At 54.6% G+C, this 15,381-nt stretch carries 12 protein-coding genes; 8 read left to right on the forward strand and 4 right to left on the reverse strand.

Features of this window, described 5'->3' with window-relative positions; translation table 11 throughout:
* Positions 1–28 precede the first annotated feature (28 nt).
* The 3 genes from recN (at position 29) to spo0A (ending at position 4,229) form a co-directional block, all read left to right on the forward strand.
* Positions 29–1,714 (forward strand): DNA repair protein RecN, encoded by a 1,686-nt coding sequence (gene recN, locus B0G52_RS34270; protein ID WP_094050935.1) that lies wholly within the window; start codon positions 29–31, stop codon positions 1,712–1,714.
* Positions 1,715–1,840: 126 nt separating this feature from the next.
* Positions 1,841–3,172, forward strand: coding sequence for a SpoIVB peptidase (gene spoIVB / locus B0G52_RS34275; RefSeq protein WP_094050936.1), 1,332 nt, complete (start codon positions 1,841–1,843; stop codon positions 3,170–3,172).
* Between the two features lie 241 nt (positions 3,173–3,413).
* Positions 3,414–4,229: a sporulation transcription factor Spo0A gene (gene spo0A, locus B0G52_RS34280; protein ID WP_094050937.1), complete on the forward strand. Its 816-nt coding sequence runs from the start codon at positions 3,414–3,416 to the stop codon at positions 4,227–4,229.
* Positions 4,230–4,302: 73 nt separating this feature from the next.
* Here spo0A and B0G52_RS34285 read toward each other — a convergent pair whose 3' ends face one another.
* The 3 genes from B0G52_RS34285 to yicI form a co-directional block, all read right to left on the reverse strand.
* Complete coding sequence (locus tag B0G52_RS34285; protein ID WP_233163343.1) at positions 4,303–5,310, reverse strand: ABC transporter substrate-binding protein; 1,008 nt, start codon at positions 5,308–5,310, stop codon at positions 4,303–4,305.
* Positions 5,311–5,440: 130 nt separating this feature from the next.
* Positions 5,441–7,084, reverse strand: a complete 1,644-nt coding sequence (locus tag B0G52_RS34290) for a helix-turn-helix domain-containing protein (protein ID WP_158223994.1) — start codon at positions 7,082–7,084, stop codon at positions 5,441–5,443.
* Positions 7,085–7,127: 43 nt separating this feature from the next.
* Positions 7,128–9,455, reverse strand: coding sequence for an alpha-xylosidase (gene yicI / locus B0G52_RS34295; protein ID WP_094050940.1), 2,328 nt, complete (start codon positions 9,453–9,455; stop codon positions 7,128–7,130).
* A gap of 123 nt (positions 9,456–9,578) precedes the next feature.
* On the opposite strand from yicI, the gene B0G52_RS34300 reads away from it, so the two are divergent.
* The 5 genes from B0G52_RS34300 (at position 9,579) to B0G52_RS34320 (ending at position 14,016) form a co-directional block, all read left to right on the forward strand.
* On the forward strand, positions 9,579–10,460 hold the full coding sequence (locus B0G52_RS34300; protein WP_158223995.1) for an AraC family transcriptional regulator: 882 nt from the start codon (positions 9,579–9,581) through the stop codon (positions 10,458–10,460).
* 68 nt (positions 10,461–10,528) lie between these two features.
* Positions 10,529–11,698 (forward strand): foldase protein PrsA, encoded by a 1,170-nt coding sequence (locus B0G52_RS34305; protein ID WP_094050942.1) that lies wholly within the window; start codon positions 10,529–10,531, stop codon positions 11,696–11,698.
* 217 nt (positions 11,699–11,915) lie between these two features.
* Positions 11,916–12,614: a response regulator transcription factor gene (locus B0G52_RS34310; protein WP_094050943.1), complete on the forward strand. Its 699-nt coding sequence runs from the start codon at positions 11,916–11,918 to the stop codon at positions 12,612–12,614.
* Positions 12,604–13,719, forward strand: coding sequence for a sensor histidine kinase (locus tag B0G52_RS34315; RefSeq protein WP_233163340.1), 1,116 nt, complete (start codon positions 12,604–12,606; stop codon positions 13,717–13,719). Before B0G52_RS34310 ends, B0G52_RS34315 begins: the two co-directional genes overlap by 11 nt.
* A 45-nt stretch (positions 13,720–13,764) precedes the next feature.
* Positions 13,765–14,016 (forward strand): hypothetical protein, encoded by a 252-nt coding sequence (locus tag B0G52_RS34320; protein ID WP_094050944.1) that lies wholly within the window; start codon positions 13,765–13,767, stop codon positions 14,014–14,016.
* A 72-nt stretch (positions 14,017–14,088) separates the two neighbouring features.
* Here the strand turns inward: B0G52_RS34320 and B0G52_RS34325 are convergent, their stop codons facing one another.
* On the reverse strand, positions 14,089–14,439 hold the full coding sequence (locus B0G52_RS34325) for a DUF2627 family protein (protein ID WP_094050945.1): 351 nt from the start codon (positions 14,437–14,439) through the stop codon (positions 14,089–14,091).
* Between the last annotated feature and the right edge of the window lie 942 nt (positions 14,440–15,381).

A 15,381-nucleotide genomic window follows, 5' to 3' on the forward strand; every position in this document is an offset into this window, starting at 1 on the left:
AGACTAGTCGGGTGCAGGGGGGCTTATCATGCTTCGCGAGTTAACCATCCATAATCTTGCCGTCATCGAGAGCGTATCCGTCGCTTTCCATCCCGGCTTTCACGTCCTCACAGGAGAGACGGGCGCCGGCAAATCGATCGTAATCGACGCCTTGACGTTGGCGGCCGGCGGCCGGGGCTCGGCCGAGATGATCCGGCACGGCTGCGACAAGGCGGATATCGAAGCGGTATTCGATCTTCCCTCCGGGCACCCCGTATGGGAGACGCTCGGACGTCTCGGCATCGAGGCGGATCGCGACGAGACGCTGCTTATTCGCCGGGAACTGCTGTCCCACGGCAAATCGTCGGCAAGAATCAACGGTCAGAGCGTCACGCTGACCATGCTGAAGGAAGTCGGCGAGCACCTGGTCAACATTCACGGCCAGCACGAGCATCAATCGCTCCTGAAGACGGAGAAGCATCTGGAATGGCTCGATCTGTTCGCGGGAGAGGACATTCGCGAAGAGAAGTCCGCTTACCGCCAGGTGTACCAGCAGTATGTCGGCGTGAGCAAGGAGCGGCGCGAGCTGGAGGAGAAGTCGAGGCAAGGCATGCAAATGCTCGACTTGTATCGGTTCCAGCTGGAGGAGATTGCCGCCGCCAGGTTAAAACCGGGAGAGGATGAATCCCTTGCCGACGAACGGCGCAAACTAGCCCATGCGGAGAAGCTTGCGGATGCCGTAACGGAAGCGTACGACCTGCTCTACGGAACAAAAGGCTTATCCGCGCTCTCGCGTTCCCTGAGCCGACTGCAGGATATCGTGAAATTCGATCCCGCTGCCCTTCAGCCGCTCGTGGAACAGCTTCAGAGCGCTTATTACAGCGCCGAGGACGGCGCGTACCAGCTTCGCGATTATAAGGATAACATCGAATTCAATCCCGAGCGTCTGGCTCAGATCGAGCAACGTCTGGACGTTCTTCACGGATTAAAACGCAAATACGGCGAGACGATCGAGGACATTTTGAATTATCGGGCCAAAATTCAGGCCGAAGCCGATCAACTCGACAATAGCGAGGAGCTGCTCGAGAAGCTGACGGCTCAGGAAGCTCAGCTTAGGATCGAGCTGCAGACGCGGGCGGAGAAGCTGTCGGCGATCCGTCGCAGCGCGGCCCGCGTGCTCGCCAAGCAGATCGAGCAGGAATTGGCCGAGCTGCAGATGGAGCGTTCCATATTCGAGGTCAAGCTCGGAACGGCCGAGCTTACGGTCTCGGGGACGGACACCGCCGAGTTCATCCTGTCGACGAACCCGGGCGAGCCGCCCAAGCCGCTGGCCAAGATCGCGTCCGGCGGCGAGATGTCGCGCGTCATGCTGGCGCTGAAGGCGATTTTCGCCCGTATCGATGAGATTCCCGTGCTCGTCTTCGACGAAGTGGACACCGGCGTCAGCGGGAGGGCGGCGCAAGCGATCGCGGAGAAGCTTAGCTTGCTGTCCCGCCATTGCCAAGTGTTCGCCATCACGCACCTGCCCCAGGTGGCTTGTATGGCCGATCATCAATACGAAATCCGCAAGCAGGTGAACGAACAGTCCCGCACGCGGACGTCGGTTACGCAGCTGTCTCCGGAGCAAAGGATCGAGGAACTGGCCCGGATGCTCGGAGGAGTGGAAGTAACGGAAAAAACCCGTCATCATGCACAAGAAATGCTTAGTCTGGCGGAGATCCGAAAAAACGCGTAACGACGCGAAAAATCAATCGCGTAGGAAGCTTTTTGAGAACATAAAAGGAGCAAGCCGCGGTTACCTTATAGGTACGTTATCGGCGACATACCAGAGCCGATTCAGACTGTAAGGGAGCGTGAGATCTTGTACCAGCAACACTCCAGGAAACGCCGCCGCATCGGTCTTGTCGTCGTTCTTATACTGATCGTCACCGTCTGTTCGGCACCGTTCCAGCACTTCGCGGAATTTCCGAGCCGGATCAGGCTTTTTCAGGGACAGCCGGTTTCGTTGCATTACACGATTCCGGTTCACGCACAGGTCAGTTTGAATCCGCGGGTTGCGGCCGTGAACGGCAGCGACAATGCATCGGTTCAGGTCGATCTCAGACAGCCTTTATCCATTCAACCGAAATCAAGCGGCGTGACCAAGCTGCAGATGAAGCTGTTCGGCAAAATTCCTTTTAAGACGGTTAAGCTCCAAGTCATTCCGGATTTGCGGGTCATTCCGGGAGGGCAGACGATCGGCGTCAAAGTAAAGTCCGCGGGAATTATGGTTGTCGGTCATCATCAGGTAAGCGCCAAGGATCATTCTCGCGTATCCCCCGGCGAGGCGGCCAAGCTCAGATTGGGGGACTTGATCGTCGAAATCAACGGCCATCCATGCGACGACATATCCAAAATCGCGGCGTATTCGGAAGAGGCCGGACGCAGCGGCGAATCGTTGAAGCTGTTGGTTCAACGGGGCAAGGAAAGGTTCAAGACGTCGATTACTCCCGCTTATGACGAGGAAGACAAAGCTTGGCGGCTCGGTCTGTACATTCGGGATTCGGCGGCCGGTGTGGGAACTTTAACGTTCTATGCTCCGGATCAAGGCGTATACGGCGCGCTCGGCCACGTCATTACGGATATGGATACGCAAACTCCGATCGTCGTCGGAAGCGGGGAAATTTTGCAGTCGAGCGTCTCTTCGATCAACAAAAGCCAAAGCGGCGAACCGGGCGAGAAGAGGGCACATTTTCTGAAGGAAGGCCGTACGCTGGGCAGTGTGGAGCGCAATACCCCGTTCGGCATCTTCGGCAAAATGAGGCAGTTGCCCGAACATTCTTACAACCCGGAGCCCATTTCGGTCGCTTTCGCGGAAGAGGTAAAGGAAGGGCCCGCGCAAATCTTGACGGTCGTGGAGAAGCAGAAGGTCGAGAAATTCGATATTCAGATCGTTCACGTGTCCAAGCAGTCGTCTCCCGCGACTAAGGGAATGGTCATCAAAATTACCGACCCGAAGCTGCTGGAAAGGACCGGAGGCATCGTTCAGGGAATGAGCGGAAGTCCGATCATTCAGAACGGAAAGTTGGTCGGAGCGGTCACTCACGTATTCGTTAACGACCCATCTTCCGGCTACGGCTGCTTTATCGAATGGATGCTGCAGGATGCGGGAATTATGCTGAATCCCGAACAAACGATTTCTAAGGCGGTTTGACGCCTTAGATTTTGTTTATTTACCGAAAATCCGAACGTTTGTCGAAAATGTAAGAAATGGATCATGTTTTGACGTGTTATGACGCAAATTATTAATTATATTCGATTTTCAATAATAAATAAAGAAAAATTTTTTAATCGAGAAGGAATCCGCCAAGGCGATGTCGAAAACGGATTATCAGAGAAACGGTGAGCGTTTTTCGTCAATTTATTCTCGCATAAGAGAAAGGGAGGACCAGACATTGCCACGTATTGAAGTGTTCTTAGCAGACGACAACCGAGAATTTACAAACTTGTTATCAGAGTACATCCAAGAACAGGATGATATGACGGTCATCGGTGTGGCGTACAACGGAGAAGAGGTCATCCGTCAGCTGGAAGAAACACGTAGAGTACCCGATGTCATGATCCTTGATATTATTATGCCGCACCTGGACGGTCTTGGCGTCCTGGAGAAACTGCGGGATATGAATTTATCGCCCGTACCCAAAATCATTATGCTCACAGCTTTCGGACAAGAGAACATCACCCAGCGTGCGGTACAACTAGGCGCTTCTTATTACATACTTAAACCGTTCGATATGGATGTTCTGGCTAACCGCATTCGCCAACTGGCCGGCAACGCCGCGAATTCGTCGATTACGACTTCGAGCCTCCCAAGCGGAAGCTCGGGCCGTTCCAACGTCGTTCAGATCGGCAAGCCGAAAAATCTCGACGCGAACATTACGAGCATCATCCATGAGATCGGCGTTCCCGCTCACATTAAAGGCTACCAGTATTTGCGCGAAGCGATCACGATGGTCTACAACAACATCGAGATTCTCGGCGCGATCACGAAGACGCTCTATCCCGCCATCGCCGAGAAGTTCAAAACGACGCCATCCCGCGTCGAACGCGCGATCCGCCATGCGATCGAAGTCGCCTGGACTCGCGGCAACATCGACTCCATCAGCCATCTGTTCGGTTACACGATCAACATCGCCAAGTCGAAGCCGACGAACTCGGAATTCATAGCGATGGTCGCTGACAAGCTTCGGATTGAGCATAAGGTGAGCTAAACACTTGTCGTAAAAACACCGCCCCTGCCGACGGGTTCGTTAACCGTCGACGGAGAGCGGTGTTTTTTTGCCGTTAAGGCAGCAGCATCTTCACGAGTTCGTCCATCTGCTGGCTGATGGCCAGCGGATCGTAAGGCCAGAAGATGTCGGTGTCGAGTTTATGGACATTACCGTTTTTGACCGCGTCGATGGATTGCCAGAGGCCGCTTGATTCGTCGAACTCGGCTCCGTTGGACACGTCGAGGAAAATATGGTCGCCCGCGTATTCGGGGATTTTCTCCAAGGAGATCTCCAGAAGGTCTTTGTTCTTGTCGATGACCTGCTCCTGGATGAGCGGCGGAGCTTGCAGACCAATATACTTGTACATCGTCAGACCGCCGCGATAAATGCCTCTTCCGTAAATGTAATGAGTTTTATCGAAGGCGCCGATTAGCGAGAAAGTTTCTCCGCTGTCGAGAACGGGCCGAAGCTTATCTCTGGTTTCCGCGGTTTTGCGGTCGAATTCGGCCAGGATTTGCTCGGCCTTGTCCTTCTCGCCGAGAAGCTCGCCGAACAAGCGCGTATCCGCATGAACATCGCCGATCTTGTCATAGGGAATGACGACGGTCGGAGCGATTTTGCTGAATGGCTCGTACAGCGTCGGCTCGACCGTAACGATCAGGTCCGGCTGCAGCGACAGAATTTTTTCGACGGAAGCGCCGTCGATGAAGCCGGTATCCTCGATTCCGTCCGTTAATCCGGCGAGATGAGGGTATTGGATCTCCCAGTTCGTACTCCCGATCGGCTTTACGTCGAACATGAGGAAATAGGGGAGCAGCCCCTGCGCGATAATCCGCTGCGGATGAGCGGGAATTTCCACGTCGCCCATGACGGTGTTGAACGTCCTTGTCGTTTCGCCGCTGGAATTATCGGCCGAGCTTTCCGAAGGGGTCGAAGCTGCAGGTGCCGTGCTTGCCGGGGGTGTCGACCCTGTGGAAGCCGAGGGCTTGTCCGTTCCGCAAGCGGCAAGCAACAGCAGCAGAGATGCGACCAGACAAAGCCATATTCCCCCGATTGGACGATGATTGCCTAGCTTAAACATGATTTTCACTTTTGCCCACTCCTTTTATTGAGAATGATTCTCGTTATTATCCGACAGCTTATTATAGCCAGCGGAAGAAGTGGGTGCCATTTCACAATGTCGCGACATTTGTATGGACTTTCGTTGCATTTTACGATTGTGTTGGTGAGCTTTCGAGACGAAAAGCCTCGTCGACCGCTTCGGCCAACAGAGGTAGCTGCCGTTCCAGCGTCAGGGCGTCTTCGGACCAAAAAGCGGATAGCGGGAGCCTGTAGATCCGGCCTTTGCGGTAAGCTTCAAGCGCGGTCCAGACGGGATGCTCCGATAGCTGATCGTAAAATCGCTCGTAACGATCCTCCGAATCGTCGATCAGAACGAACATGTGATCCGCGGCGTAATCGGGAAGACGCTCCAACGGAATGACCAGTTCCGTATCCCGGTCGAGCGCGTCGCGCTGGACGGAAGAGGGCGGATGCAGCTTTAGCGTGCGGTACAGGTTGCAGCTTCCGCGGAAGCCCAGCGGCCAGACGATGACATGGTTCCTTCCTCTGAGCTCGTACAGGGCGGCCGTTTCGGAGGAGGGAATTCGCTTGAGCAGGTTTTGCTTCCAGAGCTTGCCCTGGCGCAGAAAGTCGGCTATCCAACGCTCGGCTTCCGCCTTCCGTCCGACGATGCCGGCAAGCTGCCGGAGCTGCGCGATCGGATCCACCCGAAAAGAAGGAAAAAACAGTACGGGAGCAATTCGCTCCAACTGTTGAAGCTTGCGGGCGTTTTGCAGCAGCGTGTATTCCGGAATCAAGATGAGCTCCGGGCGAAGCTCGGCCATCCGCTCCAGGTCCTCCAGCTCGAAGCAGGGGAAGGTTCCGCCTTCAAGCAGCTCCTTATGCAGCACGGCAGCGGTATTCCAAGGCGCGAGCGAGGCCGCGATAGGCTGGATGCCGAGCGCAAGAAGGTTGCCCGCCTGGTGCATCGCCGCGATGCGAGTCGGGAATTTCTCGCGCATTTGCGCGCGGTAGTCGCTCGGAGATAACCCGCAGTCGCGCTTGAACCGCCGGCTTAAGTACAGGCCGCTAAGAAATCCGACCTCGTGGGCGATGCTGTCGAGCGTCAGATCGGTGGATAGCAGCAATAGTTTCGCCCGATTGAGGCGGACCTTGATGAGAAAGGCGGAAAAGCTGTATCCGCTGTGCTGCTTGAAGGCACGCGAGAGGTGGCTGGAGTTGAAGCGCTTGTCTTCGGCCACGTCGTCCCGGTTCCAGTCCAGCTCGCAGCGCTGCAGTATCGCCTGCATCGTTTCCTCGACCGCTTGCTGTCCCGAAACCCGGGATTTTTGCTTGTTGGCGTTCATTTGCTTAAGGATGAGCTGCACAAGCTCGTCGACAGCGCGATCGCAGGCGGATTCGTCGTACGGACCGCTCGCTCCCGACAGCCGGAGCAGCTTCCTGACGAGAGTCGGCACGCTGGAAGGCAGCGGCTTCAGGACAAAGCCGTTGTTCGGAAGCTTCGAGTAGTCCAGACGGTAGAGCAGCGTATCCGTCCCCTGCTCCTGCAGCCGATAGCTGCGGAAGAACAGTCCGACGACCGTGCACTCCTTGCCCGCCGGCTCAATGGAGACGCTTGTTTGCGGCTGAACGTACAGCATGTGGCTGCCGGTCAAGGCGTGGCGCTTGCGGTTCAAATAGACGCAGGCTCTGCTCTCGGTGTAGAGGAGCAAAGCGCATTCGGTTTTGACGTCGACGGCTGCCTTTTCCTTCTGCTTCCATTCCCACGCGCGCGCGCTCCCAAATTTGTTCATCCGTCCGAACCCCCTTCCGCTTCCATCCAATCCTATTATTTTATCACGAAAGCGCGACGAGTATAGAAGATGCGGAATCGTGAGGCACGATCCGTATGCCATGCTCCGTCGGTTCCGCTTGCCCGCCTTCGACGGCGGCGACCGCAGAAATTCCCCGAAGGATTAGACTCCAACCTTTCGCCGCTCCTTCCGCCGCAATCCAGATTTCATTTCCAGCTCGATTAGCCGAGACGGAGAAGCGAATTTCTCCGTGCTGGTCGGGAACCGCAGCCGTCGCTGCCGCACCGTCCTGGAGCGAGAACAGATGCAAAGTGACGCCGTCCGCATAATCGTAGTCCGGACGGGCGTCCTGACTGCCAAGCGGAATGAGACTGTTTTCGCGAACGTAGAGAGGGAGGCTGAAGTAGTCGTAGCTTTCGCTTCGCCAAGTTCCGCCTTGCACTTGTTCGCCGCTAAGAAAATGCGTCCACGTTCCCTTAGGCAAGTAGAAGGAGGCATGGCCGTCCGGATTAAAGATCGGGGCGACCAGAAGCGAATCCCCGAGCATGTACTGCCGATCGACGTAGTCGCAGGCCGGGTCGTCGCCGAATTCGAGCGTCATCGCTCTCATGAGCGGAACGCCGGTTCGCGAGGTCGATACGGACTGGCCGAATAGATATGGCATAAGCCGAAGCTTCAGCTTCGTGAAGAAGCGAAGCACGTCGACGGCTTCTTCGTCGTAGATCCACGGCACGCGATAAGACGTGCTCCCGTGCAGCCGGCTGTGACTGGACAGCAGTCCGAACTGAACCCAGCGTTTGTACAGATCCGGCGGAGAGCTGTGCTCGAACCCGCCGATGTCGTGGCTCCAGTAGCCGAAGCCGGACATCCCGAGAGACAAGCCGCCGCGCAGGCTCTCGGCCATCGACTCGTAAGTCGCTTCGCAATCTCCGCCCCAGTGCACGGGGAACCGCTGACCGCCCGCAGTCGCCGAACGGGCGAACAGGACGGCTTCACCTTTGCCTCGCTTCTCCTCCAGCAATTCGAATACGGCTTGATTGTAGAGCTGCGCATAGTAATTGTGCATCTGTTGCGGATCGGAACCGTCATAATAGACGACGTCCGTCGGAATGCGCTCGCCGAAATCGGTCTTGAAGCCGTCGACGCCCATATCGAGCAGCGCTCCGAGCTTATCCTTGAACCAGCGGCATGCTTCCGGGTTCGTAAAATCGACGATGCCCATGCCGTATTGCCACATATCCCATTGCCATACGCTGCCGTCGGGCCGTCTCAGCAAGTAGCCTCGTTCCATGCCTTCGTCGAACAGAGCCGAACGCTGGGCGATATATGGGTTAATCCAGACGCAGATGCGCAGACCGCGGGCTTTGAGCCGCTGCAGCATGCCAGCCGGATCGGGAAAGACGCGCTCGTCCCACTCGAAGCTGCACCACTCGTACTCCTTCATCCAGAAACAGTCGAAGTGGAAGACGGCAAGCGGCAGATCCCGTTCGGCCATTCCTTCGACGAAGCCGGTTACGGTCTCCTCGTCGTAATCGGTCGTGAACGAAGTCGTCAGCCATAGGCCGTAAGACCACGCCGGCGGCAGTGCGGGTTTTCCCGTCAGCGAGGTATAGTTGCCGAGCACCGCCTTGAGGTTATCCCCGCCGATCAGGTAATACTCGAGCTGTTCGCCTTGCACGCTGAACTGAGCTTTCGATACCGTCTCCGAGCCGATCTCGAATGAGACGCGCTCCGGATGATTGACGAACACCCCGTAGCCGCGATTCGTCACGTAGAACGGAACGTTTTTGTACGCCTGCTCGGACGAGGTTCCTCCGTCTTCATTCCAGATATCCACGACCTGGCCGTTTTTCACGAAAGGAGTAAACCTCTCCCCAAGGCCGTACACCGTTTCTCCAACGCCTAGAGAAAGCTGTTCGCGGAAGTAATGGACTCCGTCGTCGGCCTGGACGTAAGCGGTGGATCGCGTTCCGCTTCCCGTCAGCTTCCTGTTCCCGTAGGTATAAGTAATGTGGACGGGGTGACGCTTGGTTACGGTGACGGTCGTATCCCCGCTCGTCAGACTGACGAAGCTCTCGTTATTGTCGATGATTACCGAGGCGTTGCCGACATGTTGCAGATCGAAGGTCGAAGGACCTTGGCGAGCCTTCCCTTTGTGGTGATAGAATTTCGCTCTAATGACGTCGGACATCGGCGAAGAGAACTCCATCGTCATCAACGGTTCGTTAAGCGTATTGCCGCGATGCTCAAGGGCGCGGTGCGCGGCGTACACCGTGATCGAGTTTTCCCCGATCCGCACGTCATGAACTTCATAAGGGCTGAGCAGCCGATAGCCTTGCCTGGTCATCCAGTATCCGTCTGTAAACTTCATCCTCACATCTCCTTGTCGAACAAGAATGGAATGCGCTTAATAACATTTTAATGATACAATGAACGATGATCTCGCAAATTTATGCTTGTTTCTAACAATATTATGATTCTTCGGAGGCCGGGGATGGATCTGAGACTGCTCAAGGAAGATCGGAGGCACGGAACTCCCGAGTTTCCGTTTGCCGTGTACGCCATGGACCGGCAAACCGGCGAAACGATATTGGACAACCATTGGCACGACGAAGTCGAATTTCTGTGGGTGGAGCAGGGGCGGGCTACGTTTCAGATCGGACTTTCCACCTATGAGCTGGAAGAGGGAGACGTCATTTTCGTGCCGGGAGGCGAGGTTCACGGAGGTTTCTCGGACGAGGGCTTTTCGTGCTCTTACAGGGCGGCGGTGTTCCGCTTGGACTGGTTGGCGGAAGGCCGGGACGGAATCGCTTCCCGTTACGTTCAACCGCTTGCGGGCGGGGAAGCCGAAATTCCGCTTTATTACGACGGGGCCACCAAGACGGGAAGGCGGGTCGCGGGCCGTTTGAAGCGAATGTTCCGAATGGGCGAGTCGGAATCGGACGCAAGGGAACTGCGAATCAAAGCCGAGTTATACTCGCTGTTGGCCGATCTTATCGATAGAGGACAGTGGCGGCGCGCGGCTCCCGGGCGTTCGGTAAGCACGTATACCGTGGAACGCTTGAAAGAGGTCGTCGCGTACATGGAAACTCACTTTTCCCAGCCGCTGTCCGTTCCTATGCTCGCGGAGATTGCCGGGATGAGCGCCGGCCATTTCAGTCGAATGTTCAAAATCGTCATGCGCAAGACGCCGATGGATTATTTGAACCAATACCGGATACGGCAAGCCGCTCATCTGCTGCAAAATACGGACTGGTCCGTCGCGGAAGTGGCGCTGGAGAGCGGGTTGACGAATTTCAGTTATTTCAGCAAAAAATTCAGCGCGACTCATGCGTGTACTCCGTCACAATTCCGCAAAAAATTTAGGAGCCTTTAAGGTTTATTTCTAAAAATCTGGTATAGTGAATGAATGGTTGTCCATAAAAACGAGGGGGAATTGCGGAAATGAGCGATAACAACAACGAGAAGGATCTACAAGATAATCAACAACAATCGACGAACGAAGCGATCGAAAAAGAACTTGAGGAAGCGGTCGAGCAGCGTTCGTCGCTTGATCTGGGCAAAGCCGACGCGGGAGTCGTAACGGCCGGCGCACCGGCAGTCGCGGGTTCGGCATCCGCCGCTGCCGCTCCTTCTCGCAGTTCCTCGGCCACGATCGTCCCGTGGGTGATCGCGGTCATCGCCGTTGCCGCGCTCGTGTTCGTGCTGATCCGGAATACTTCCGGAGCAACAGGCAACGAGGCGCTCGGGCAAATGGATGGATATACGATCAAGAAGACGGACGTATACGACGAAGTGAAAAACCGCTTGGGCGAAGATCAACTGGCGGCTCTTGTCGACGATATCGCGCAATCCAAAATCATCGAGCTCGAATCCGAGAAAGCCGGCATCGCGGTGAGCGATGAAGACGTTAAGCGCGAGTTGGACAATTTCAAGAAGCTCTACGGCTTCGAGACCGACGAAGATATGTCCGTCGCGTTGGCGCAAGCGGGAATCACGTTGGAAGACCTCAAGGCCACGCAAATTTTGCCTAACCTGAAGATCAAGCTGCTGTTCGAAAACAAGCATCCCGTCACCGAGGACGAGTTGAAGACGTATTTCGAAGACAACAAGGAATCCACGTTCGCAACGACTCCGAAAGAAGTGAAGGCTTCGCACATTTTGGTGGAGACGAAGGAAGAAGCCGACGCGGTGTTGGCGGAACTGAAGAGCGGCAAGGACTTCGCCCAACTGGCAAAAGAGAAATCGCTGGATCCGGGTTCGAGAGAAGACGGCGGAGACCTCGGATTTTTCGGCCGGGGTGTCATGAACCAGCGTTTCGAGACAGCGGCGTTCGCGCTTGCCAAGGGCGAGACGAGCGAAGTCGTCGAGGCGGACAACGGGTTTCATATTATTAAAGTGACGGATATCCAGGAAGCGGTCGTTCCCGAGTACGATGCGGTCAAATCCGACGTCAAACAAGCGTATTACGACGAGAAGATGGGAATGGAAGCGACCGCCTGGCTGGCAACGCTGAAGACGGACCGGAACTTCAAGAACTTGGTCGAGAAGACTCCGGAAGCGCCGGCAGCTTCGGCTCCCGCAAGCCCCGAGTCTTCGCAGGCAGCGCAATAATCGATAGTTAGGATAGCAGCTGCTTCCTGCTTTTGCGGGGGCGGCTGCTTTTTTTTCGTCTCCGGCGACGTCGGATTTTAAAGTTTACCTTAAGCCTTTCTTAAGAAGTGTAAAACCTGCGGCAAACTGCGGACAGGAAGCAAAAGGATGCGGTATAGTGGGAAGAATAAGGGCGATATTGCATCTCGCTAAGCGAACTGAAGGAGCCGTTTGAAAGATGTCCAAATCCATTCTTATCGTTGACGACGACCGCGAAATTGCCAACTTGATCGATATTTATCTCCGCAACGAAGGCTTTGACACCGACCAGGCGCACGATGGGGAAGAAGCGCTGAGCAAGCTGAAAAGCCGAACTTTTCATCTGCTCGTTCTCGATATTATGATGCCCAGAATGGACGGCATGGAAGTTTGCAGGCGCGTTCGGGAGACCGGTTCGATCCCGATCTTGATGGTGAGCGCCAAAGCGGAGGATATGGATAAAATTCTCGGGCTAATGACGGGAGCGGACGATTACGTCGTTAAGCCGTTTAATCCGCTTGAATTGGTCGTAAGAGTCAAGACGCTGCTCAGGCGCGCTTATCAATACGGGGCGCAGTCGTCGCCCGCGGTCGAAGACGACGGCTTGATCAAGATCAACGAGCTTACGATCAGCAAGTCAACCCATTCCGCCGAAGTAGACGGAAGGGCCATCCATTTGACCTCTACGGAATTCGGCATTTTGCATTTGTTGGCAAGCAATCCGGGGCGCGTGTTCTCTGCCGAAGATATTTTCCAGCAGGTGTGGAGGGAGAAATATTTCGAATCGAACAATACCGTCATGGTTCACATCAGCAAACTAAGGGACAAGCTGGAGCAGGAGATGGGACGCAAGCTGATCACGACCGTATGGGGGGTAGGCTACAAAATTGAGATCTAGCATCGCTGCCCGCATGGCTTGGCGATTGGTGTGGCAAATCGGCATCAGTGCCGTGCTGTCGGTGATCACATGCTACTTGTCGATCATTGTATTGGAGAGAATGACACGCGACAATTTCAGCCAGCGTTCGTTTCTTCGCAATTTGTACTATACGTTCGGAGAGACTCCGCTTATCATGCTCGGCTGCTTTGTCTTGTTTATTATTTATATGGTGGCATTGAACTGGAGGCGGTTCAGCTATTACGACAAGCTGAGCCGATCCGTCGAACATATCGCGCTTAAGGGCAATTTCGACGACCAAGTTCCCGTCAAGATGAACAATGAAGTTTCGCTGCTCGCTCATAACGTCAACTTGCTCGTGCTGGAGCTGAAGCGATCCTTGGACGAAGAGAGAAAAGCCGAGCAGACGAAGAACGAGCTCATTACGAACGTGTCGCATGATTTGCGCACGCCGCTAACCTCGATTATCGGGTACTTAGGTTTGATCGAGCAGGATCGTTATCGCGACGAAGTAGAGCTGAGACATTACGTTCAAGTCGCTTACGATAAGTCGGAGAGGTTAAACGTTCTTATCCAGGACTTGTTCGAATATACCCGAATGAGGCACGATGTCATCCCGTTAAGACGCCAAACTTTTAATCTCGTCGAAATGATGAATCAGCTTCTGGTCCATTATCGGTTATCGTTGGAGACGGCCAAAATGACCGGCAAGCTGATCGCTAACGTCGGAGAGCTGCAAATCGAAGGCGATCCGGATAAGTTGGTGCGCGTATTCGAAAATTTGCTTTCGAACGCGATCCACTACGGCTCGGCAGGAGGCAGAGTCGATATCTATCTCAACAAGTTGAACGAAGCAGCCGTTATCGAGATCGTAAACTATGGAGAAGCGATTCCTGCGGCCGATTTGCCGCATCTGTTCGATCGCTTCTATCGCGTGGACAAGTCGCGTACCGAACACAAAGGCGGGTCCGGACTGGGGTTGGCCATCGCCAAAGGTCTCGTGGATAAGCACGGCGGTACGATTACGGCGACGAGCGACGGCGACAGCACGAATTTCCGCGTACGGCTTCCTTTAACGCAACCTTCTTCCGAACAACCGTCTTAAGAAAACCTGGCTCCGTGTGCTGAATTTGTCGAAGGAGATTGTACCATGAAGGAATACAATAATCGGTTAGAATCGCTGAGGTCGGTGGAATCGTTCTGTTATTCTCTATGTATCCATATTTTGGTTGAAGAGGCTCTCGCTTGGAACGCGGCCAGGTTGGCGCTTCTGGATTTGTATCAAGACGAGCTGTTCTGGCAGTCGGATCAAGAAGAGCGCAAGCGGATTGTCCGGAAAAAGGCGGTCGCGAGGGCGTTGGAGCAGGCGATCGGCAGCGAGGCGAGCAAGCGAGTTGACTAAGTGAGCGGGTGAGGGAGGGGCCTAAGATGAGTAGGCTCTGTCACCTTGAAGGAGATAGAGCCTGACTGAGCGTCATGGTCGATCGGATGAACTGTGCTCTTGAGAATTGCCGTCATTCGCTTGCGGCGACTTCTGCGGGCGGGGCGGGCGCGGCACTTTCGGCCGGAAACGCGGCGACAGGTAATTATGCTTGCGATCCCGAAAGAAAATCCAGCCTCCGATAAAGCCTATGCCGATCAGAAAAAGAATGGCTCCGCCGATGAACATCCCCCAAGAGAAGTCCGGGGAGACGACGTCGATATCGCCGATTTTCGCGAAGTAGTCGTATACTGCATCTTTCATGAGCAAGAAGCCGTAGGCGGCCGCAATACCGGGAATGACAAGCAACAGTATGGCGATAAGCCGCTGAATAAGCAGTTTCATAGGATGATGAAGTCCTCCTTCCCATCTCCTAATCATACCGACTTTCTGGGGAATTGTCCATGAATGCGTATCCAATTCGTATCTTGCCTTGCGTCGACGCAACTTTCCTGTTGATTGGGCGCGTTTTTCCCCGCTTTTCGCTATCCCGTCGAGTCAGTTTGTTGGCTCCCCCTCTTGAACGTGTGTATCATTCTCTCCTTTTGCCGGTATCCCGTTGAGTCAGGTTGGCCAGTTGTATATCGAAGATCGCCACAATCGCTTATCTCGCGTCTGTTCTCCACTTTGTCGATATCCCGTTAGGTCAGGTAAGCCAAAATGCTCGTTCGAAATCGCCGTTATCGCGTATTCTCCGTATCTCCTTCGCTTTGCCGGTATCCCGTCAGGTCAGGTTGGCCAACTGTATGTCGAAGATCGCCACATCGCTTATCCTCGTGTCTGCTCTTCGCTTTGCCGGAATCCCGCTTGCTCAGAAACCTGATCAACGGACATTAGTGAAGAGACTATCCCGTTCGGTCAGTTGATGTATTTCGTGCTATTTATGAATTTCACACTGATTCGCCCTTGAGAGTATCCCCGTCGCTCAGTACAAATCCAAATTGTTGGAAAACTGGGCTTTTTGAAATTTATGGGAAGCTGTTTGCAAACGCAAAGAAGAGAGGGGAGGATTACCCAAGTTTAAGTGATTGTTGCCGTGAGGCTCGAGTTAATCGGTTAGAGCGAGAACCGCCGGCAGTCTTAGTGAGCTCCGGGTAGGTGATTCTAGAAGAATGGATGCAATCCGCGAGTAACTGAACGTAGAGGGTGGATCGGCCGCGATTGTAGTAATAGCAAAATTGATCAAGATACGCCTGCAGGTGCTTAGGACCGATGCCCAGGAACGTTCGGCCAATCCACCAAGTCACATCGTACCCCATCCACGCGAGCTTTTTATTCATATCCCGT

This window comes from Cohnella sp. SGD-V74, assembly GCF_003001675.1.
In the GTDB taxonomy this organism is placed as follows: domain Bacteria; phylum Bacillota; class Bacilli; order Paenibacillales; family Paenibacillaceae; genus Cohnella.